At 69.0% G+C, this 21197-nt stretch carries 20 protein-coding genes and 1 pseudogene; 14 read left to right on the forward strand and 7 right to left on the reverse strand.

The window, feature by feature from the left end; genetic code table 11:
• Positions 1-105 precede the first annotated feature (105 nt).
• A complete protein-coding gene (locus OG390_RS32740; protein WP_168510673.1) occupies positions 106-309 on the forward strand; it encodes a cold-shock protein in 204 nt (67 codons plus the stop codon).
• 134 nt (positions 310-443) lie between these two features.
• Positions 444-2114 (forward strand): DEAD/DEAH box helicase, encoded by a 1671-nt coding sequence (locus OG390_RS32745; protein ID WP_406172971.1) that lies wholly within the window; start codon positions 444-446, stop codon positions 2112-2114.
• 145 nt (positions 2115-2259) lie between these two features.
• On the opposite strand, the gene OG390_RS32750 is transcribed toward OG390_RS32745, so the two are convergent.
• Both OG390_RS32750 and OG390_RS32755 read right to left on the reverse strand, forming a co-directional pair.
• Positions 2260-3009 (reverse strand): DUF2625 family protein, encoded by a 750-nt coding sequence (locus tag OG390_RS32750; RefSeq protein WP_406172972.1) that lies wholly within the window; start codon positions 3007-3009, stop codon positions 2260-2262.
• Positions 3010-3046: 37 nt separating this feature from the next.
• On the reverse strand, positions 3047-3379 hold the full coding sequence (locus OG390_RS32755; RefSeq protein WP_406172973.1) for a hypothetical protein: 333 nt from the start codon (positions 3377-3379) through the stop codon (positions 3047-3049).
• Positions 3380-3468: 89 nt separating this feature from the next.
• Here OG390_RS32755 and OG390_RS32760 point away from each other — a divergent pair, with 89 nt between their 5' ends.
• The 6 genes from OG390_RS32760 to OG390_RS32785 all read left to right on the forward strand — a co-directional run bounded on the left by OG390_RS32760 (position 3469) and on the right by OG390_RS32785 (position 12057).
• Positions 3469-3834 carry a hypothetical protein gene (locus OG390_RS32760; protein WP_406172974.1) on the forward strand — a complete coding sequence of 122 codons (366 nt, stop codon included), beginning with the start codon at positions 3469-3471 and terminating at the stop codon, positions 3832-3834.
• 223 nt (positions 3835-4057) lie between these two features.
• Positions 4058-5311 carry an Ig-like domain-containing protein gene (locus OG390_RS32765; RefSeq protein ID WP_406172975.1) on the forward strand — a complete coding sequence of 418 codons (1254 nt, stop codon included), beginning with the start codon at positions 4058-4060 and terminating at the stop codon, positions 5309-5311.
• Positions 5312-5485: 174 nt separating this feature from the next.
• Positions 5486-6949: an ABC transporter permease gene (locus tag OG390_RS32770; RefSeq protein WP_406172976.1), complete on the forward strand. Its 1464-nt coding sequence runs from the start codon at positions 5486-5488 to the stop codon at positions 6947-6949.
• A gap of 53 nt (positions 6950-7002) precedes the next feature.
• Entirely contained in the window at positions 7003-7686 is a 684-nt protein-coding gene (locus tag OG390_RS32775) for an ABC transporter ATP-binding protein (protein ID WP_406172977.1), read from the forward strand.
• Between the two features lie 206 nt (positions 7687-7892).
• A complete protein-coding gene (locus OG390_RS32780) occupies positions 7893-11186 on the forward strand; it encodes a S8 family peptidase (RefSeq protein ID WP_406172978.1) in 3294 nt (1097 codons plus the stop codon).
• A 100-nt stretch (positions 11187-11286) separates the two neighbouring features.
• On the forward strand, positions 11287-12057 hold the full coding sequence (locus OG390_RS32785) for a group II truncated hemoglobin (RefSeq protein ID WP_406172979.1): 771 nt from the start codon (positions 11287-11289) through the stop codon (positions 12055-12057).
• Positions 12058-12173: 116 nt separating this feature from the next.
• Here OG390_RS32785 and OG390_RS32790 read toward each other — a convergent pair whose 3' ends face one another.
• A complete protein-coding gene (locus OG390_RS32790; RefSeq protein WP_406172980.1) occupies positions 12174-13088 on the reverse strand; it encodes a helix-turn-helix transcriptional regulator in 915 nt (304 codons plus the stop codon).
• Between the two features lie 175 nt (positions 13089-13263).
• Between OG390_RS32790 and OG390_RS32795 the strand changes: the two genes are divergently transcribed.
• On the forward strand, positions 13264-14304 hold the full coding sequence (locus OG390_RS32795; protein ID WP_406172981.1) for an NAD(P)-dependent alcohol dehydrogenase: 1041 nt from the start codon (positions 13264-13266) through the stop codon (positions 14302-14304).
• A 516-nt stretch (positions 14305-14820) separates the two neighbouring features.
• Here OG390_RS32795 and OG390_RS32800 read toward each other — a convergent pair.
• Both OG390_RS32800 and OG390_RS32805 read right to left on the reverse strand, forming a co-directional pair.
• A pseudogene (locus tag OG390_RS32800) lies at positions 14821-14908 on the reverse strand (MerR family transcriptional regulator); the annotation flags it as partial.
• 27 nt (positions 14909-14935) lie between these two features.
• Complete coding sequence (locus OG390_RS32805; RefSeq protein ID WP_406172982.1) at positions 14936-15094, reverse strand: hypothetical protein; 159 nt, start codon at positions 15092-15094, stop codon at positions 14936-14938.
• A 281-nt stretch (positions 15095-15375) separates the two neighbouring features.
• Here OG390_RS32805 and OG390_RS32810 point away from each other — a divergent pair, with 281 nt between their 5' ends.
• A complete protein-coding gene (locus OG390_RS32810; RefSeq protein ID WP_406172983.1) occupies positions 15376-15762 on the forward strand; it encodes a VOC family protein in 387 nt (128 codons plus the stop codon).
• Between the two features lie 4 nt (positions 15763-15766).
• Here OG390_RS32810 and OG390_RS32815 read toward each other — a convergent pair whose 3' ends face one another.
• Positions 15767-16195, reverse strand: a complete 429-nt coding sequence (locus tag OG390_RS32815) for a hypothetical protein (RefSeq protein ID WP_406172984.1) — start codon at positions 16193-16195, stop codon at positions 15767-15769.
• A 284-nt stretch (positions 16196-16479) separates the two neighbouring features.
• Between OG390_RS32815 and OG390_RS32820 the strand changes: the two genes are divergently transcribed.
• The 4 genes from OG390_RS32820 (at position 16480) to OG390_RS32835 (ending at position 20336) form a co-directional block, all read left to right on the forward strand.
• Entirely contained in the window at positions 16480-17157 is a 678-nt protein-coding gene (locus OG390_RS32820) for a GAP family protein (protein WP_406172985.1), read from the forward strand.
• A gap of 335 nt (positions 17158-17492) precedes the next feature.
• Positions 17493-17720, forward strand: a complete 228-nt coding sequence (locus OG390_RS32825) for a ferredoxin (RefSeq protein ID WP_399089167.1) — start codon at positions 17493-17495, stop codon at positions 17718-17720.
• Positions 17717-19108 carry an NAD(P)/FAD-dependent oxidoreductase gene (locus OG390_RS32830; RefSeq protein ID WP_406172986.1) on the forward strand — a complete coding sequence of 464 codons (1392 nt, stop codon included), beginning with the start codon at positions 17717-17719 and terminating at the stop codon, positions 19106-19108. The genes OG390_RS32825 and OG390_RS32830 overlap by 4 nt, the downstream gene beginning before the upstream one ends.
• 13 nt (positions 19109-19121) lie before the next feature.
• Positions 19122-20336, forward strand: a complete 1215-nt coding sequence (locus OG390_RS32835) for a cytochrome P450 (protein WP_406172987.1) — start codon at positions 19122-19124, stop codon at positions 20334-20336.
• A 62-nt stretch (positions 20337-20398) separates the two neighbouring features.
• Here the strand turns inward: OG390_RS32835 and msrA are convergent, their stop codons facing one another.
• The gene (gene msrA, locus OG390_RS32840; RefSeq protein WP_406172988.1) at positions 20399-21067 is read right to left on the reverse strand and encodes a peptide-methionine (S)-S-oxide reductase MsrA; all 669 of its coding nucleotides are present in this window, start codon (positions 21065-21067) and stop codon (positions 20399-20401) included.
• Positions 21068-21197 lie beyond the last annotated feature (130 nt).

Below are 21197 nucleotides of genomic sequence, written 5' to 3' on the forward strand. Positions count from 1 at the left end.
TGCGCCTGATCGGAATCTTCCGCAGGCGCGTTTTGTTTTACCGGCATCTCCGGCTTTTCCCGGTGCATCTCCGGATGGGGCCCTCTACCTGTTCAGGAGAAAACAATGGCTACAGGCACCGTGAAGTGGTTCAACTCGGAAAAGGGCTTCGGCTTCATCGAGCAGGACGGCGGCGGCCCCGACGTCTTCGCCCACTACTCCAACATCGCCAGCTCCGGCTTCCGTGAGCTGCTGGAGGGTCAGAAGGTCTCGTTCGACGTCGCGCAGGGCCAGAAGGGCCTGCAGGCCGAGAACATCGTCCCCGCCTGATTCGGGACGCGCTTTTCCAGAGCCGGGAGCCGCACCTTCGGGTGCGGGTCCCGGCTCGTGCTGTGAATGCTCATGCGAGTGGTGAGCGCGGTGCGTGCAGTCCGTGGGGCCCAGGAAGGAAATCCAGATCCAGCATGACTCGATCCGAACGTCCCGTCCGTAAGCGGCCGGCAAACGCACGCGGCGCCCAGACCGGCGGCTCCGCGAAGACCGGCGGCTCCGCGAGGAGCGCGGGCCGGAACACCGGCCGGGGCGCCGGCCGGGGCGGTGCCCGCAAGGTCGCGCCGCCGCAGGAGTTCTCGCTGCCCGAGACGATCACGCCCGCGCTGCCCGCCGTCGACTCCTTCGACGCGCTGGACATGCCGGCCGCGCTGACCAAGACCCTCGCCGCCCAGGGCGTCACCGAGCCCTTCCCGATCCAGGGCGCCACCCTGCCCAACTCCCTTGCCGGGCGCGACGTTCTCGGCCGGGGCCGCACCGGCTCCGGCAAGACGCTCGCCTTCGGGCTCGCCCTGCTGGCGCGCACCGCGGGCCGCCGGGCCGAGTCCAAGGCTCCGCTCGCCCTCGTCCTGGTGCCCACGCGTGAGCTCGCGCAGCAGGTCAACGACGCGCTGACGCCGTACGCCACCGCCGTCAACCTGCGCATCGCCACGGCCGTCGGCGGAATGTCGATCGGCCGGCAGGCCGGTGCGCTGCGCCGCGGCACCGAGGTGCTGGTGGCCACTCCCGGACGGCTCAAGGACCTCATCGAGCGGGGCGACTGCTCGCTGGGCCAAGTGGCGATCACCGTGCTCGACGAGGCCGACCAGATGGCCGACATGGGCTTCATGCCGCAGGTCACGGCGCTGCTCCAGCAGGTCCAGCCGGACGGACAGCGGCTGCTGTTCTCGGCGACGCTGGACAAGAACATCGACCGGCTCGTGCGGATGTTCCTCACGGACCCCGTGGTGCACTCCGTCGACCCGTCGGCGGGTGCGGTGACCACCATGGAGCACCATGTGCTGCATGTCGCCGACGAGACCGACAAGAAGGCCGTCGCCCTGCGGATCGCGGCGCGCGACGGCCGGGTCATCCTCTTCGTGGACACCAAGCGGGGCGCCGACCGGTTCACCAAGCGGCTGCTCGCGAGCGGCGTACGGGCGTCCGCGCTGCACGGCGGGCGCAGCCAGCCGCAGCGCAACCGCACCCTCGACCAGTTCAAGAACGGTCAGGTCACCGCGCTCGTCGCCACCAACGTGGCCGCCCGCGGCATCCACGTCGACGACCTGGACCTGGTCGTCAACGTCGATCCGCCGACCGACCACAAGGACTATCTGCACCGCGGCGGCCGTACGGCCCGTGCCGGGGAGTCCGGCAGCGTCGTCACCCTGGTACTGCCCGAGCAGAAGCGGGAGATGACCCGTCTGATGGCGGACGCCGGCATCAGCCCGCGCACCGCCCGTATCAAGTCCAGCGACGAGGAGCTGGCCCGCCTCACCGGCGCACGCGAGCCCTCCGGCGTGCCGGTGGTCATCGAGGTGCCGCAGCCTGCCGAGCAGCCGAAGCAGCGGTCCAACTCCCGGCGTGGGGCCGGGGGCGGGGCCCGGCGGCCGTCCGGCACGGGCGCGGGTACGGAGGCCCAGGGCCGCCCGCCGCGCCGTGGTGGTCGCCCCGCGGCGGGCACGGCGGGTGGCACGGCCACCGGTCGCCGTAGCGGCAGTGCCGGTGGTGCTGCCGGTCGCCGTGACGACACGGGCGGCCGCGGGCGTGCCCCGCAGCGCCGCACGGAGCGTGGCGGACAGGGCGGCGGACGCAGGGCGGCCTGAGCGCATCCGGTGAACCGCGCCCCGTCAGGGGCGCGGGGTCGCGCCCGTAGGGCGCGCGGGGCCGCGACATCTGCGGCTCCGCCGCGTGGGCGCGACCAGCCACGAACCGACTGCGGATGGGGGAGGTCCCGTCGCCCCCTGGGCATCACAAGTTGCCCAGGAACCCCGGATCGACGGAGTCGAGCTTCAGGGCGAAGTCCCGGTGCAGGCCGATGATTTCGGCCAGCGGCACCGCGCGGCGGCTGGTCGAGTGCAGGTCCCGGCGGGCCTCGGCCGACCAGAGGAAGGGCACGACGGACAGCCCCTGCCGCCCGGTCAGCGCTCCGGACTCGGCGCGCCAGCCGGGCCACCGCAGGGTGTCGTAGAAGTGGTCCGTGCCCTCGCTGAGGAACCAGTGGAGCCAGGCTCCGTGGCCCACTTCGAGGGCCTCCCAGCGCAGGGAGTCCGGCGCGAAGTACACGATCTCGCCGGGACGTCCGGGCCGGCCCGCCGCCTCCGGGTCGGGCCCGTTCATGACGAAGACCCCGCCCAGCACGTCGTGGCCGACGACGAGCCCGTTGAAGGGCCGCCAGGCGGGGTCGAACCGCCCGGGGAATGCGTTGACCTCGGCGAGGCTCGGCAGGTCCGTGGACGCCCCCGGCAGCCCTGTGGACGTACCGGCGCCCGGGCTCCCGTAGATCCGCAGCCACCCGCTGTCCAGCACCACCCCACCGCAGTTGAGCACCATCCCGCCGAGCCAGGACCGCGCGGTGACCTGTAGTTGGAGCAGGGTGGAGCGGCCCTGTGCCGGGTCGCCGGGCAGCACGTCCATGGACACTCCGCTGGTGTCGAGTGCCTCCGACAGCACCGGCCAGGCAGGTTCCTCGACGTCGGTCAGCTCGGTCAGGTCTCGCATGGATTCCCCGTGGATTGTCCGGGCCGCAGCACCGTGCTCAGTAGGCCATCGTGCGCTCGCGGCGCACCGAATAGGTGATGAATCCGGCGCCCAGGCCGAGGAAGAGCGTGCCGCCGACGATGTACGGCGTCGTGTCGACGCTTCCGGTGTCGGCGAGCTGGGCGTGCCCCTCGCCGGACTCCGTGGACATCTGCACCGCGTTGGTGGTGGTGGTGGTGGTGGTGGTGGTCGTCGTCGTCGCGGAGGTTGACGCCGAGACGCTCGGAGTGGGTTCGTCCTGGGTCGCGCTGGCGGACGGGACGAACCACAGGGCCCCCAGGAGGGTCCCCGCGGCGGTGGCGGTCAACAACGATCGACGTGCGGCGGACACGAAATATCGATCCCCTTGTGGCGCTGGCGAATTGGCCGTGTGGGGCGATGCTAATGAAAGGCGCGGGTCGTGGGAAAGTCGAGCAACCCATGGGTCGTACGCTCCGTCCCATGAGTACTCCTGAGACATCACAGTTTGTGCGGCTTCGTGTCGAACTGGTGCTGGAAGTCGACGACGCCGACGCCGTCACCAAGGCCGCGTTGCGCCGGATCGCCGACGACGCCGGCATGCCGGCCGACGAGCGCACGCACGCCGAGAGCGCAGTGACGGAAGACACCGCCGAGGCCCTCGCGTATCTGGTGGATCCGTTCGACCTGGTCAGCCAGGTGCCGGGGATCGACCTCGCTCAGGCCTCCTGGAGCAGCGAGCCCATCGACTACGACCCCGATTCGCCGGATTGGGACCTCGACGAGGATGATGCTGCCGAGGACGACGAAGAAGACGCAGTCGGCTGACGCGGCTTGGGGAAAACGTGACCCCGGGCGGCAACCGCCGTCCGGGGTTTCGTCGTCTCAGTAGACGCACTGGCCACCTCCGCACCACGCGGTCCACTTGTCCGGACGTGGTGTGCCCCACACCTCCGCGAGATGTGGAACGGGACGAAACGGCCGTAGCGTTGATGGTTTCTACGGGGCTCTCGTGTCTTTTGGTGATTCGGCGACGATGGAGAAGCGTGTGATGACGGACAGTAGGCGGCGCAAGGGTCTGATGGCCGCGTCCGCACTGCTCGGCGGGGTGCTGGTGCTCTCTGCGTGCAGCGGAGGCGGCGACAAGGCCGGCGCATCGGACGGCGGCGACAGCACGTCGCAGGCCAAGGTCGACGAGGCCGCGGCCAAGAAGACCTCCGAGGCCCAGATCGAGATCACGCCCAAGGACGGCTCCGACAACGCCTCGATCAACAACGGCACGACGGTCACCGTGAGCAAGGGCACGCTCACGTCCGTCACGATGCAGACCGCCTCCGGCACCGCCGTCGCGGGTCAGATATCCGCCGACAAGAAGAGCTGGAAGCCCTCCGGCCAGCTCGCGCGAGCCACCACGTACAAGATCGCCGCCGAGGCCAAGGACTCCGCGGGTCGCACCGCCCATGAGAACACCTCGTTCACGACGGTCTCCCCGGCCAACAGCTTCATAGGCAACTTCACGCCGGAGGACGGCTCCACCGTCGGTGTCGGCATGCCGGTCTCGATCAACTTCAACAAGGCGATCACGAACAAGGCCGCGGTGCAGAAGGGGATCACCGTCTCCTCCAGCAGCGGCCAGGAGGTCGTCGGGCACTGGTTCAACGCCAACCGCCTGGACTTCCGCCCCGAGAACTACTGGACCGGCGGCTCCACCGTCACCCTCAAGCTGAACCTCGACGGCGTCGAGGGCGCGAGCGGCGTGTACGGCGTGCAGCAGAAGACGGTCACCTTCAAGATCGGCCGCAACCAGGTCTCCATCGTCGACGCCCAGACCAAGACGATGAAGGTCACCCAGGACGGCAAGGTCATCAAGACCATCCCGATCTCCGCGGGCGCTCCGGACCACACGACGTACCAGGGCCAGATGGTGATCTCCGAGAAGTTCAAGGAGACCCGGATGGACGGCTCGACGGTCGGCTTCACGAACGACGACGGCAAGGGCGAGTACGACATCAAGGACGTGCCGCACGCCATGCGTCTGTCGAGCTCCGGCACCTTCATCCACGGCAACTACTGGGGCGCCAAGTCCATCTTCGGCGCGGTGAACACCAGCCACGGCTGTGTCGGCCTCTCCGACACCAAGGGTGCCAACGACCCGAACACGCCCGCCGCGTGGTTCTACAACCACTCGCTGATCGGTGACGTCGTGGTCGTCAAGAACACCGGCGACAAGACGATCGCTCCGGAGAACGGCCTCAACGGCTGGAACCTGGGCTGGGCGGCCTGGAAGGCCGGTTCGGCAGTCTGACCCACCCCCCGCACGACGGCCCGCACTCCACCAGGAGCGCGGGCCGTTCGTCTTGGCGGACGCACAGCGTTCCTCGGTGGCGCACAGGTGAATTCGCCGCCCGCCACAGCCTTCTCATCGTTCTCTTATTTCGGCCTTATCCCTTCATCACGCGCCGTACCTAGCTTGCGGCCCATGTTCTTCACCTACCTGAGGCGCGAACTGCGCCGCCGCAGAAAGGCGGCCCTCGTCGTCGCCTCCGGACTCGCCCTGGGCATCGCCCTGGTCATCGTGGTCAGCTCCGTGTCCTCGGGCATGGAGAAGGCCCAGGGCAAGGTCCTCCAGTCGCTGTACGGGCTGGGTACGGACATGACGGTCACCAAGGCGGCGGCGCCCACGTCGAGCAGCAGCGACCGTCCGCGCTTCAACTTCGACGCCCAGGACAACGGCTCCGACAAGGAGCAGAGCAGCGACCGCGTCATGGTCCAGGGCTTCCAGACCCTGGCAGCCTCGACGGTCTCCAAGGTCGACTCCCAGAAGGGCGTCGCGGACTCCGTCGGCGGACTGAGCCTCCAGGTCATCCGCGTCAACGGCCAGTTCACCCGGGGTCAGTTCCAGCAGAACCGGAACGGCGGCAACCAGCAGGGCGGCCGCGGCGGAGCCCAGCCCTCGCCCCAGGGCACCGTCAAGGGCGGCGGCGCCGACTTCGACGTCAACAACTACTCGGTCTACGGCACCGACGTCACCAAGCCGGCCCTGGGCCCGCTGACCTCGTCGAAGATCACCAGCGGTCGTACGTTCAAGACGTCCGAGACCGACGCCGAGGTCGTCGTCGCCGACAAGTCGTACGCCAAGGAGAAGAAGCTCAAGCTCGGCAGCACGGTCACCATCAAGAGCGTCAAGTACAAGGTCATCGGCATCGCGACGCCGGACAGCGGTGACGCGGCGGCCAACCTCTACATCCCGCTCAAGCAGGCGCAGACGCTCAGCGACTCCAAGGACAAGGTCACCACGATCTACGTCAAGGCGTCCGACTCGCAGCAGATCAGCAGCGTCAAGAGCACCATCCAGAAGAACATCTCGGGTACGACGGTCACCACCTCCGCCGACCTCGCCGACACCGTCTCCGGTTCCCTGTCGACCGCCTCCAGCCTCGCTTCGAACGTCGGCAAGTGGTTGTCCATCGCGGTGCTCGTGGCCGCGTTCCTGGTCGCGGGACTGCTGACCTCCTCGGCCGTCTCCCGCCGGGTGCGCGAGTTCGGCACTCTCAAGGCGCTCGGCTGGAAGTCGGGCCGGGTGACCCGTCAGGTCGTCGGCGAGGCCGTCGTCAACGGTCTGGTCGGCGGCGCCCTCGGTATCGCGCTCGGCCTCGCGGGCGCCTATGTCGTCACCGAGATCAGCCCCACCCTGCAGGCGCAGGTGGGCAGTTCGGGCGGTGGCCCGGGCGGCGGTCCCGGCGGCGGTGGCGGTGGCTTCGGCGGTCCCGCCCGGCAGACCGCTTCCAAGGCCCTCGACGTCGCGCTCACCGCGCCCGTCAGCCTCGACACCATCGTCGTCGCGGTCGCCCTCGCCGTCACCGGCGGTCTGATCGCCGGCGCCTTCGGCGGCTGGCGCGCCTCCCGGCTGCGGCCCGCGGACGCCCTGCGCCGCGTCGAATAAGCCCCGCGCCCCCCTCAGGGGGCGTCGTACTTACGTATCCCAGGAGTTGCACCATGTACGAACTCAGAGGCGTCACCAAGCGCTATGCGCGGGGCAAGGAAACGGTCGACGCGCTCGCCGGTATCGATCTGATCATCGGGGACGGCGACCGGCTCGTCATCCAGGGCCCCACCGGTGGCGGAAAGTCCACCCTTCTTCAGATGCTCGGCGGGCTCGACCGCCCCACCGCGGGCAGTGTCGAACTCGACGGCACGGACATGGCGAAACTGTCCGAGGCGAGGCTCACCAAGCTGCGCAGCGAGAACATCGGCTTCGTCTTTCAAAGCTTCAACCTGATTCCCACGCTCACCGCCCAGGAGAACGTGGAGACCGCCCTCGTACCCCTCGGTGTGAAGACGAAGGAACGGCGTGAACGGGCCGCCGCGGCACTGGAGTCGGTGGGACTGGCCGAACGGCTCGGGCATCTGCCCGCCGAGCTGTCCGGCGGTCAGCAGCAGCGCGTCGCCATCGCCCGCGCCCTGGTCAAGCAGCCGAAGGTGCTGCTCGCCGACGAACCCACCGGAAACCTCGACGAATCCATGCGCGACGAGATCATGGACGTACTGGAAGCCATGTGGAAGGAGCACGGGCTCACTTTCATCATGGTCACCCACGACTCCGCGATCGCGAAGAAGGCCCCGCGGCTTGCGACGATCCGCAAGGGCCGGATCACTGTCAAGGAGAACGCCGGAGCATAAGGAAGCGCAAAGGGGGGGAGTGCGGGAACTCGGCGGAACAGGTCCGTCAACTCTTCACTGCTCCCTCTCTATTGAGCGGCCGATCACCCCCCGGGCATACTTGCGCTTTCCGGGGGGTGCACGCGCATGCGTACGGGACGTCCCCCGGCCGGACGAATGGGGAATTCGCCCGGACCTCATCTCCAGGGGGAGACTTGCGCAGACAAGTGAAAAGAGCGTGCGCGGCGACCATCGCCACGGCGGCCGCCGTGGCTCTGGCGGCGGGAATGACCAGCCCGGCGTCCGCGAAGCAGGAGCACGCGAGCAGCGCGTCCAGGGCCGGACTCGCGGCCCGGCACCACATCACGCTGATCACCGGCGACCGGGTGGCCGTCGACGCCAAGGGCCGCGTCGTCGGCTTCGAACGGGCCAAGGGCCGCGCCCACATACCTGTATCGATCCGCAGGACGGACGGTCACACGCTCGTGGTGCCGGCCGACGCCCAGCGTCTGATAGCCGGCGGCAAGCTCGACCAGCGGCTCTTCGATGTCACCGAGTTGAACAAGGCGGCCACACGCAAGGCCCAGAAGCAGGGCCTGAAACTGATCGTCGGTTACAAGGGAGCCGCGACCGCCGCCAAGGCCGACGTCCGCGAGGCGGGCACGCTCCGCCGGACTCTGAAGTCCCTGAACGCGGACGCGGTGCTGACGCCGAAGCAGGACGCGGCGGAGCTCTGGTCGGCGGTCACCAGCGGCGGCAGCGCGGCCTCCGGCATCGCGCACGTCTGGCTGGACGGCGTCCGCAGGGCGAGCCTGGACAAGTCGGTGCCGCAGATCGGCGCCCCGAAGGCGTGGGCGGCCGGCTACGACGGCAAGGGCGTCAAGATCGCCGTTCTGGATACGGGCGTCGACTCGACCCACCCGGACCTCAAGGACCAGGTGATCGCCGCCAAGAACTTCTCCACCTCCGCCGACGCGACCGACAAGTTCGGCCACGGCACACATGTCGCCTCGATCGCGGCGGGCACCGGCGCCAAGTCGAACGGCACGTACAAGGGTGTCGCGCCCGGCGCGAAGATCCTCAACGGCAAGGTCCTCAGCGACGACGGCTACGGAGACGACTCCAGCATCATCGCGGGCATGGAGTGGGCCGCCGACCAGGGCGCCGACGTCGTCAACCTCAGCCTGGGCGGTGGCGACACCCCCGAGATCGACCCGCTCGAGGCCGAGGTCAACAAGCTCTCCGAGCAGAAGGGCATCCTCTTCGCGATCGCCGCCGGCAACGATGGCGACTTCGGCGAGCAGACCATCGGCTCCCCGGGCAGCGCGGCCGACGCGCTCACCGTCGGCGCCGTCGACGACAACGACAAGCTGGCGTCCTTCTCCAGCCGCGGTCCCGGCCTCGACGGCGCCATCAAGCCCGACGTGACCGCCCCCGGCGTCAACATCACGGCGGCCGCGGCTCCGGGCAGCCTCATCGACAAGGAGGTCGGTGAGAAGCCCCCGGGCTATCTGACGATCTCCGGTACGTCGATGGCGACCCCGCATGTCGCGGGCGCGGCGGCGATCCTCAAGCAGGAGCACCCGGACTGGACGTTCGCCGAGCTCAAGGGCGCGCTGACCGGCTCTGCCAAGGGCGGCAAGTACACGCCGTTCCAGCAGGGTTCGGGCCGTATCGCCGTCGACAAGGCGATCAAGCAGTCCGTGGTCGCCGACCCGAACTCGGTGAGCTTCGGCGTCCAGCAGTGGCCGCACACCGACGACAAGCCGGTGACCAAGCAGCTCACCTACCGCAACCTCGGCAAGACCGACGTCACCCTGACCCTCTCGGCGACCGCCACCAACCCCAAGGGCCAGGCGGCTCCTTCGGGCTTCTTCACGCTCGGATCGAAGACGGTCGAGGTCCCGGCGGGCGGCAAGGCCTCGGTCGACGTCACCGTCAACACCAAGCTGGGCGGCACCACGAACGGCGCGTACTCGGCGTATGTGACGGCCACGGGCGGCGGCCAGTCGGTGCGGACCGCAGCAGCGGTGCAGCGGGAGGTGGAGTCGTACGACGTCAAGGTGAAGTACCTCGTGCGTGACGGGCAGCAGCCCATCCACCTCACCGACCTCTACGCCTACTCGGGCGTGGCCAACGGGCGGGACTTCTTCTCGCAGGGCACCGGGGCCACGGAAACCATCCGCGTGCCCAAGGGCACCTACATCCTCGACTCGCAGCTGGTGAAGGACCTCACCACCATCGAGGGCGGCGTCGACTGGCTGGTCCAGCCCAAGCTGAGCGTCACCAGGAACACCACGGTGACCGTTGACCAGCGCACGGCCAAGGCCGCCGACATCACGGTGCCGGACGCCCGGGCGAAGCCGGTGTCCGCGATGGTCTCGTACATGTTCGACCCGGCGGGCGTCGGCGTCGGCCTGGGCCTGGAGTCCTTCCAGGACCTGCGGGTCGGCCACATCGGCCCGGCGGTCTCCTCCGGTCTGTCCCAGAGCTGGTCGGGTACGTGGACCAAGGGCGAGAACACCGAGTACGACGTGTTCACCGGCAGCAAGGTCACCAAGCTGCAGGGCGCGCACGTCAAGCACTACAAGGTGAGCGACCTGGCCACGGTGAGGACGAACCTGGGGGCGGCGTCCTCCGGCAAGACGGGTGCGGTGACCGCGTACGGTTTCCTGCCCGCCGACTTCTCCTTCGGGACCGCCGTCGAGCAGAAGCTGCCGGGCACGCGCACGCTGCACGTCTCCACCGGTGACCATGTCCAGTGGGGGCTCGACTTCGAGCAGTACGGCGGCAAGGACGCCGAGGGGTTCCCGATCACGGAGGCCTTCTACACCCTGGGCGACCCGCAGACCTTCAAGGCGGGCAACAGCTACACGAAGACGTTCAACACCGGCGTCTTCGGCCCGAAGATCGGCGGTCTTTACGGGGTCTACCGCGACGGCAAGTACCTCAGCGGCTATCTGCCGGTGTTCGCCGACGGCCAGTCGCACGCCGGCGCCTCTCTCTACACCTCGGTCAGGACGACCCTGTACCGCAACGGCACCAAGGTCGCCGAGACCGACGATCCACTGGACGGCAGCGGCCAGTTCAAGGTGCCGGACGCGGACGCGGCCTACAAACTGACCACGTCCATCAAGCGTTCCGTGAAGGTGGCCGCGGCCTCCACGCGGATCGACGCGAGCTGGACGTTCCGCTCCAAGAAGGTCGACACGGCGAAGCTGCCGGTCTCCACGGCCCGCTTCGGCGCGTCCCTCGGTCCGGACAGCCGTGGTACCGCCGACCGGAAGGTCACCATCCCGGTCACCGTCCAGGGCGCGGCCGCGGGCTCCAACCTCCAGTCGCTGTCCGTGTACGTCTCGTACGACTACGGCCAGACGTGGACCAAGCTGGACGTCAGGAACGGCAAGATCACCTTCAAGAACCCGGCGAAGGGCAAGGGCATCTCGTTCCACGCCAAGATCGCCGACAAGAAGGGGAACAAGTCGACGATCTCGATCTACAACGCGTACTACGGCAAGTGAGGCGTGAGGTGTCGGCGGCCGGGTTTCGCTGACCGCTGACACGACCGGACGGCCCGTCGGAAGGAGCGCTTCCGGCGGGCCCTCCGTGTTTGTGTGGGGCATGACCGTTTCGACTGTCGAATACATCAGGTACCGGATTCCCGAGCAGCAGTCGGCGGAGTTCCTGGCCGCCTACACCCGGGCCGCCGCCCAACTGGCCGCGGCCCCGCAGTGCGTCGACTACGAACTGGCGCGCTGCGAGGAGGATTTCGAGCACTTCATCCTGCGGATCACATGGACGTCGACCGAGGATCACGTCGAGGGCTTCCGCAAGTCCGAGCTCTTCCCGGACTTCCTCGCCGAGATCCGCCCCTACATCGGCAACATCGAGGAGATGCGCCACTACAAGCCGACAACGGTGCGGGGCGCGGGAGCGTCCGTACCCACGCTCTATGCCTGGGCGGGGGGCGCCGAGGCCTTCACACGTCTGACGGAGGTCTTCTACGACAAAGTCCTCAAGGACGACCTCCTCGCGCCGCTGTTCGCGGACCTCGTCCCCGAGCACACCGCGCATGTCGCCCTCTGGCTCGGCGAGGTCTTCGGCGGCCCGCCGGCGTACTCCGAAACCCAGGGCGGGCACGGCCACATGGTCGCCAAACACCTGGGCAAGGGGATCACGGAGCCCCAGCGGCGCCGCTGGGTGAACCTCCTCCAGGACGCGGCGGACGACGCGGGGCTGCCGACCGATGCCGAGTTCCGCTCCGCGTTCGTCGCGTACGCGGAGTGGGGGACGCGGCTGGCCGTGTACTTCTCGGGGCCGGACGCGGTGCCTCCGGGGGAGCAGCCGATCCCGAAGTGGACATGGGGGGCGGCCCCGCCGTACCGGGGGTGAGGGTGGGTTCGCGCAGTTCCCCGCGCGCCTTTCAGCGACGCGGGGAACTGTGCGAACGAGGTCCGGGGCGCAGCCCCAGGTACGGGACGGGCAGGGGCGGAGGGGGGGCGAAAAGCCTACGGCGGGGTCGCGGCGCCCGCGCGGGTCGCGTCCGTGCCCCAGGACGCCAGCAGACGCAGCGCGTCCGCCGAGGCGGACCCCGGCTCCGCGTGATACGTGATCAGTACCTGCTCACCGTCGCCCGACAACCGGAACGACTCGAACTGCAACGCCAGGTCACCCACCAGCGGATGCCGCAGCCGCTTCACGCCGTAGGTCTTCTCCTTGACATCGTGCGTGGCCCACAGCCGCCGAAAGTCCTCGCTCTTCACGGAGAGCAAGCCGACCAGGGCCGAGAGCTGCGGATCGTCAGGATGACAGCCCGCGTCCATGCGCAGAAGACAGACGATGTCGATCGCCTTCTGCTCCCACTCGACGAACAGATCGCGGTATTCGGGCTTCAGGAACACCATCCGTGCCCAGTTCCGCTCCTGCGGCGGCAGCTCCGACCAGTCCCCGAACACGGCCGCGGCCATCCGGTTCCAGACGAGGATGTCCGAGCGCCGCCCGGTGATGTACGCCGGGACACCGTCCAACGTGTCGAGCAGCTGCCGCAAGGCTCCCCGCACCTGCTGCGGCCGAGCCGTCTGCTTCTTCTTGTGCTGCTTGGGCTTCGCGAGGTGGGTCAGATGCGCGTGCTCGGCGTCGGAGAGCCGCAGCGCGCGGGCGATGGCGTCGAGCACCTCGGGCGACACGTTGCGCCCGTTGCCCTGCTCCAGGCGCGTGTAGTAGGCGACGGACACCCCGGCCAGCTGTGCCAGCTCCTCGCGGCGCAGCCCGGGCACCCGACGGTGCCGGCCGAAGTCCGGCAGCCCGACGTCCTCCGGCTTCAGCCGGGCCCGGCGGGTGCGCAGAAACTCGCTCAGCTCGGCACGCCGGTCCAGCGACTGCCCCATTCCGCTCGCGGGACCCGGAGAGGGATGTTCATCCATACGTCCAGTATTCACGGTCGTACGCAGAGAAGCCTGACCCCGCCAGTAATAGGACCAGCGGACGTACGCAGAACTGTGGCCTGGGTGAAAGCTGTGAGCCGGGGCAACCTGGATCGCGTGCCCGACGGAAGGCAGCCGGGCACAGGACAGACCACTCCTTAGGAGAACCCCCGGCATGACCACTGTTGCTGCGTACGCCGCCCCCGCCGCCAAGGCTCCGCTGGAGCGCACCACCATCGAGCGTCGCGAGGTCGGCGAGTTCGACGTCCTGATCGACATCAAGTTCGCCGGTATCTGCCACTCCGACATCCACCAGGCCCGTGAGGGCTGGGGCGAGGCCATCTTCCCGATGGTGCCGGGCCACGAGATCGCCGGCATCGTCTCCGAGGTCGGCTCCGGTGTCACCAAGTTCAAGGTCGGCGACCGCGTGGGCGTCGGCTGCATGGTCGACTCCTGCCGCGAGTGCGAGAACTGCGAGGCGGGCCTGGAGCAGTACTGCCTCAAGGGCAACGTGGGCACGTACAACGCCGTCGGCAAGGACGGCGAGCCCACCTACGGTGGCTACTCCGAGAAGATCGTCGTGGACGAGAACTTCACCGTCCGCATCCCCGACGGCATCTCCCTCGACGAGGCCGCGCCGCTGCTCTGCGCCGGCATCACCACGTACTCCCCGCTCAAGCACTGGAACGCCGGCCCCGGCAAGAAGGTCGCCGTCCTCGGCATGGGCGGCCTCGGCCACATGGGCGTCAAGATCGCGCACGCGCTGGGCGCCGAGGTCACGGTCCTCTCCCAGTCGCTCCGCAAGAAGGACGACGGTCTGAAGCTGGGCGCCGACCACTACTACGCCACCAGCGACCCGAAGACCTTCCAGGAGCTGCGCGGCACCTTCGACCTGATCCTGTCCACGGTCTCGGCCCCGCTGGACCTGGACACCTACCTGTCCCTCCTCAAGACCGACGGCGCCTTCGTGAACGTGGGCGCGCCCGAGGAGCCCGTCGGGCTCAACCTCTTCTCGGTGATCGGCGGCCGCAAGACCCTCGCGGGCTCCGGCATCGGCGGCATCCGGGAAACCCAGGAGATGCTCGACTTCTGCGCCGAGCACGGCTTCGGCGCCGAGATCGAGCTGATCAGCGCCTCCGAGATCAACGACGCGTACGAGCGCGTACTGGCCAGCGACGTGCGCTACCGCTTCGTGATCGACACCGCCACGATCTAGTGCCCCGTCAGCCAAGATTTGTCCGTCAAGGAGCGGCGTCCGGTGCGTGCTCCGGGGGTCCCCCCGGCCGAAGGCTGGGGGGAGTGCCGGCCGGAAGTCCTCGTACTGGATGTACTTGGGCTTTCGGCCGGTGCGGCGAGTGGGGGCACCTCCCACGCCCTTGAGGCAGTGGGGGAGCGGGCCGGGCGTCGCGACGGGGCGAACGCTGTCTGCTGGGGCACTAAGTTCCTGAGCGCTGGTTCTTGAGCGCTGGTTCTTGTGCACAGAGGGCGCCGACGGGTCGTACGGCCGGTCGGCGCCCTCGGCGTTCCCGTCGTAGGACTCGGGGATCCGGGGACCGTGAGGGCTGCGGCGGTGACGGCGAGCAGGAGGGCGACGGCCAGCCAGGCCGTCCATCCTGTGGTGGACGTACGGCCCCTGGCTCTCGGGGCCGAGGCTCGGGCCGCCCGCGAGCATCAGAGCGGCCGCCAGCAGCAGGCCCGGCAGCCCCGATCATCGCTGTGAACGTCGGGCTGGCGGGGATCCGGGCGGTCAGCAACTCGTGCTGGCGGCGCAGATGCGCGCGCGGGTCCGCGTCCGGGTCGCCGAGCAGGGCGGCGACCTCGACGTATGACGTCTCACGTGTGACGTATCACTTGCCGAGGGTGTCCGCGAGCTGTCGTACGACCAGCCGTGCGGCGGTCGGACCGGCGTTGAGGTACCAGGGGTCGTCGTCGACCTTCACCGCGTGCCCGGTGTCGACGGCCCGCATCGACTTCCACAGCGGTCCGGCGAGCACGCTCCCGGCCAATGTCCCACGGTCCGCGGGAACTCCCCCGTCCTCGGCGCTCCCGGCTCCCATCCGGTCGGCTACGGCACTGGGGGCGACGGAGGGCCCCTCTGAGGCGCCGGCGACGAGCTTCCGGGAGCCGTCGGAGCCACCAGGACTCCAATCCCTTCCTAAGGGAAGGCTGGCCTTGCTTTCCTGGGAGGGGTCTGGGACCAGGGGGCCGGGATGCCTACTGTGGAAGGACGGAGAAGGAATCACGAGGCACACAACGACGTACAGGCACGCACGGGGAGGTCATCGCGATGTCCGTCGAGTTGAACCACACGATCGTCGCCGCCCACGACAAGAAAGCCTCGGCCCAGTTCCTCGCGGACATCCTGGGCCTCCAGGTGAGCCCGCAGTACGGCCCGTTCATCCCGGTCCCGATCCCCAACGGCGTCACCCTCGACTACATGGACACGAGCGCGACGATCACCCCGCAGCACTACGCCTTCCTCGTCTCGGAGGAGAACTTCGACGAGATCTTCGCCCGCATCAGGGCGGCCGGCCTCACCTACTGGGCGGACCCGGCCCACCGCCGTGTCAACGAGATCAACACCAACGACGGCGGCCGCGGCACCTACTTCGACGATCCGAACGGCCACAACCTGGAGATACTGACCCGACCGTACGGAAGCGGCGACGACTGACCGGTCAGAGCGCGGTCCTCGTGAGGAGATCCAGGTCGGGAAGGCCATCGGGATCGCCGGCGAGCAGGTCCTCGTGCCTGACGCAGAAGTCCCCGTTGGGCAGAGTGCCGTCGAAGTACCGCCCGACCACCGTGCCGGGAAGGAACTGCCGCAGGTCGTGGCGCATGTCCTCGCCATAGTCGACGGGAAAGCCCCACTCCTCCGGCGCCTCGTCCGTGCCGAGCAGCACCCAGTGGTCCACCGGGACCTCGGAGTTGAGGGCGGGAACATCTCCCGTATGGCAGTCCAGGGCCGGCAGCGTCAGCACGTCCGGGTCGTGGTCCAAGTTGCCCGGATCCGCTCCGTCCTCCCCGTCCTGCGCGATCGTGTCCTCACCATCGAGGCCCCCGCAGGGCGGTGAATCCGGCGGCAGCGCCGCGGGCGGCAGCGCCACGGGCGGGGCCGACCGCCGCGCTGCCCCCGCAGGGTGGTGAATCCGGCGGCAGCGCCGCGGGCGGGGCCGACCGCCGCGCGGTGGTCCGGCGCGGCTCACCCCTTGGGCGCCCGCATCGCGCGGCTGGGCGATATTCGGTCGACGATGTCTGTGGAGATGTCTGAAGGTTCTGTGCCCCAGTGCTCTGGCCAGGGCAGTCAGGCGGCTCTCCGTACGGGCTGCCGGGTCGACTCCTGCCAAGCCCTGTCCAGTCCGATCGCTCTGATCCCCTGCTGGAGGCCGCCATGGGTCAAGTTCTCGGTGATGTCCTGGGTTTTGCGGCCGCCGTCGCCGTCAGCCCGCTCCCGATCATCGCGATGATTCTCGTACTCGCCACACCCCGGGGACGGCTCAACGGGTTACTGTTCGCCGCCGGCTGGGTTCTCGGGCTCTCGGCGCTGGGCGGGGTGGTGCTGGCGATCGTCGGGCCGGGCGGCACCTCCGCCAACAGTCAGCCGGCCAGTTGGGTGGGCGGCCTCAAGCTTGCCCTGGGAGTGCTGCTCGCCCTCTTCGGCCTTCGGCAGTGGCATCGGCGCCCGAAGGATGCCTCGCAGGCACAGCTGCCGAAGTGGATGGCCACGCTCGACCGACTCACACCGCTGAAGGTCTTCGCGCTTGCAGTCGCACTGGCTGCGCTCAATGCCAAGAACGCCCCGCTGACCATCGCCGCAGGCGCCTCGATCGCTTCGGCCGGGCTTCCGGTCGGGCAGCAGATCGCGTCGCTGGCGATCTTCGTGCTGATCGGCTCGCTCGGACTGCTGGCCCCGCTGGGAGTCTTCCTGATGGGGGGCGATCGAGCAAAGACCACGCTCGGCAACTGGAAAGACTGGGCCGCGCAGCACAACGTCGCCGTGATGGCAGTCCTGTTCTTCGTCCTGGGCTTGAAACTGATCGGTGATGGCATCGGCATCCTCACACCCTGACAGCGACCACAACAACCTCAACAACCTCGCCTCTTGCCGGGCTGCCCGACGTCCGCATGCCCCTTTCCCGGCGTGCGGGCGACGTAGGCGCGGGATAGGCTTTTGACGGCAAGGTCAGGTTCTCCGGGCGGTTTTGCAGACGCCCGCCCGGGCCGCATTCGCGAGGATCAATTCTTCCTGCGGAGACCTTTGACGTGCGTGGTGCAGCCCTTTCGCATTCTGCAGGGGTGAGCAACAGCCCGATTCCCCTCTTCGAAGGCGTGCCTCCCGCTTTGGGCGCCGTAGTGGTGCTGTCTCAGGGCCCGCAGCCTTGCGTTCCTGAAATGGAGCTCGGGATGAAAGTTGTCGTTGATCTTTCCCGGTGTCAGGGGTATGCGCAGTGCGCGTTCCTGGCTCCGGACGCTTTCCGGATGCACGGCGAGGAAGCGCTGATGTACAACCCGAAGCCCGACGACGCGCAGCGCGAGCAGGTGCTGCGCGCCGCGGCAGCCTGCCCGCTCCAGGCCATTCTGGTCGACCAGTTGGACGAGCGGGACGCGCCACTGGGGGCGTCGCAGTCATGAGCAGCGCCGACACCCTGCAGGGATTCAAGCGCGACGGCCGCATCGTCATCGTCGGTGCCTCACTTGCGGGACTGCGCACCGCGGAGGCTCTGCGCGACGAGGGTTTCACCGGCACATTGACCATGATCGGCGACGAACTGGGCGAGCCCTATGACCGCCCTCCGCTGTCCAAGCAGGTGCTGACCGGATGGGTGCCGGCCCACGGCACCACGCTGCCGCGACGTCGTGACGTCGATGCGGAGTGGCTTCTGGGCGTCCCTGCCGACGGGCTGGACCTGGCGGCCAACCACGTGCAACTCGCCGACGGCCGCCGGGTTCCCTTCGACCGCATGCTGATCTCCACCGGGGTACGGGCCCGGCCCTGGCCCATCGAGGCCGAGGCGGCCCTGGACGGAGTGTTCGTCGTACGCACCCGCGAGGACGCCGACGGACTGCAGCGGGCGATGGCCGCCGGGCCCTCCCGCGTACTGATCATCGGCGCGGGCTTCACCGGCTCCGAGATCGCCTCCATCTGCCGCGAGCGGGACATCCCGGTGACCGTCGCCGAGCTCGCGCCGGCCCCGCTGGTCGGGGGACTCGGCGCCATGATCGGCGAGGTTGCGGCGGACATGCAGCGCGCCCACGGCGTCGACCTGCGCTGCGGTGTCAAAGTCACTCAGCTGGAGGGCGACGCGCAGGGGCGGTTGCGCCGCGCCCACTTCTCCGACGGCAGCACGGTCGACGCCGACGTGGCGGTGGTGGCGCTCGGGGGCATCCGCAACACCGAGTGGCTGCGCGACTCCGGACTGGCGGTGGGCGTATGGGGAGTCGCCTGCGACGCGGGCTGCCGCGCCTTCGACCTCAACGGCCTGGTCACCGACGACATCTTCGTCGCCGGAGACGTGGCACGCTGCCCGAACCCGATCTACGAATACCGGTTCATCTCGCTGGAGCACTGGGCCAACGCCGTGGAGCAGGCCGAGATCGTGGCGCACAACATGGTCAGCGCCCAGGCGGACCGCTGGCCGCACCTGTCCATCCCGACGTTCTGGTCGATCCAGTTCGGAGTCAACATCAAGTCCGTCGGTGTACCGACCTACGCCGACGAGGTCGTCGTCACCCAGGGATCCGTAGCCGACCACCGCTTCGTCGCCGCATACGGCTACCAGGGCCGCGTCACCGCGGCTGTCAGCTTCAACAACGCGAAGTGGCTGGACCACTACCGGCGGCTGATCGAGACGGCCGCGCCCTTCCCGCCCCCCTACCCCACGCCCGACGAGCCCGCCGACGCGAAACCGGTGCCCGTCGACTTCCCCGGCCCCACCCTGCTCGCCCAGGGCGCCACTGTTGTCGTCACCGGCCATGACCCGGGTGAGCGGCGCGTCACCTCCGTGCAGCAGCACCGGTAGGAGGGAAAGCGAGATGACCACGACCGAGACGCCCGACACACTGCACCGGATCCTCGACCACTCCTCCCGGGCCGACCCGTACCCGCTCTACGCCGAGCTGCGCAAGACGCCGGTGGCCCTGCAGGAGGACGGCAGCTATGTCATCAGCACCTACCGCGAGCTCACGGGCATCCTGCACGACCCGCACCTGAGCTCCGACGTCCGCAACCTGTCGCGGCCGATGGCCGCACTCGAGGGACGGACCACGCCGTCGTTCATCAACGTCGACCCGCCCGAGCACGACCGCCTGCGGCGTCTGGCGATGCGCCACTTCGGCCCCCCGCACACTCCGGGGCTGGTGACCGGCATGGAACCCGACCTGACCGCCATCGTCAGAGGCCTGATCGACGGCATCGCGGACAAGCAGCAGATCGACATCGTCGACGACTTCGCCTACCCGTTCCCCGTCACTGTGATCTGCCATCTGCTCGGCGTGCCACGCGAGGACGAACCGCGGTTCCACCTGTGGGTGAACGCCATCATCGACTCGATCGACTACAACCCCAAGACCGACCCGAAGGAAAAACTGGACAACGGCGTGCAGGCCACCAAAGACCTGCACCAGTACCTCGGCGGGCTGCTGGAGCAACGCCAAGGCCGGCCGGGCGACGACCTGCTGACACGGCTGGCCAACGATGACGGGCCCGACGGGCGGATGACCGACGAGGAAATCGTCAGCACCGCCAACCTGCTGCTCATCGCCGGCCACGAGACCACCGTCAACCTCATCGCCAACGGCATGCTGACGCTGCTGCGCCACCCACAGGTGCTGCAGCGGCTGCGCGACGATCCGGAGCTGGTCGTGCCGCTGGTCGAGGAACTACTGCGCTACGAGCCCCCTGTGCACATCATTCCGTGGCGGGCGGCGTACAGCGACATCACTGTCGCCGACACCGTCATCCCCAAGGGCTCGCAGATCATGCTCATGCTCGCCTCGGGCAGCCGGGATCCGGACCGCTTCGACGATCCGGACCGCTTCGACCCCGACCGGCAGGACAACCAGCATCTCGGGTTCGGCAGCGGCATCCACCTGTGCTTCGGTGGACCGATGGCCCGGCTGGAGACTCAGATCGCGTTGAACGAGCTGGTACGTCGCCTGGACCGGCCCCAGTTGGTCGCCGACCCGCCGCCGTACCGGCCCAGCCCCGTCCTGCGAGGTCCCATCCATCTCCCCGTCGAGCAGAGCTGACTGCCCGTCGAAGACTGAAGCAGGGCCCGAAGGCTCGATGGGGTGGAGCAATGCCCGAAGGCTCAGCCGTCGGCCTTGGCTACGCCGATGGGGCAGCTCACGCCCGTGCCCCCGATTCCGCAGTACCCCGCCGGATTCTTGTCCAGGTACTGCTGGTGATAGGCCTCGGCCGGGTAGAAGGTGCGCCCCTCCGCGGGGAGCAGCTCCGTGGTGATCGTGCCGTAGCCCGAGCCCGTGAGGACCTTCTGGTAAGCCTCGCGGGAGGCGGTCGCGGTGGCGGCCTGGGCCGGGGTGTGGGTGTAGACGGCGGAGCGGTACTGGGTGCCCACGTCGTTGCCCTGGCGGAAGCCCTGGGTCGGGTTGTGGGACTCCCAGAAGACCTGGAGCAGACGCTCGTACGTGATCTTCGTGGGGTCGTAGACCACGCGGACGGCCTCCGTGTGGCCGGTCAGCCCCGAGCAGACCTCTTCGTACGTGGGGTGTTCGGTGGAGCCGCCCTGGTAGCCGACCAGGGTCGTGTACACGCCCTCCGGGAGCTCCCAGAACTTGCGCTCGGCGCCCCAGAAGCAGCCCAGGCCGAAGTCGGCGATCTCCAGGCCCTCGGGGTAGGGGCCAAGGAGCGGGGTGCCGAGGACCGTGTGGCGCTCGGGGACCGTGAAGATCGGCTCCGGGCGGCCGCGCAGGGCCTGCTCAGGGGTCGGGAGCTGCGGTGTACGGCTGTGCAGGAACATGCGCTCTCCACGGTGTTACGGGTTCCGAGGGGACGTGTTGCTCAACGCGTGAACCGCCTCCGGCATTCCGACGCCTCGGTGTGGCAGCCCTCGGGCGCCACGGGGCGGCAGCCGTCCGGAGTCTCAGGGC

The organism is Streptomyces sp. NBC_00996 (genome assembly GCF_045162675.1).
Taxonomy (GTDB): Bacteria; Actinomycetota; Actinomycetes; order Streptomycetales; family Streptomycetaceae; genus Streptomyces.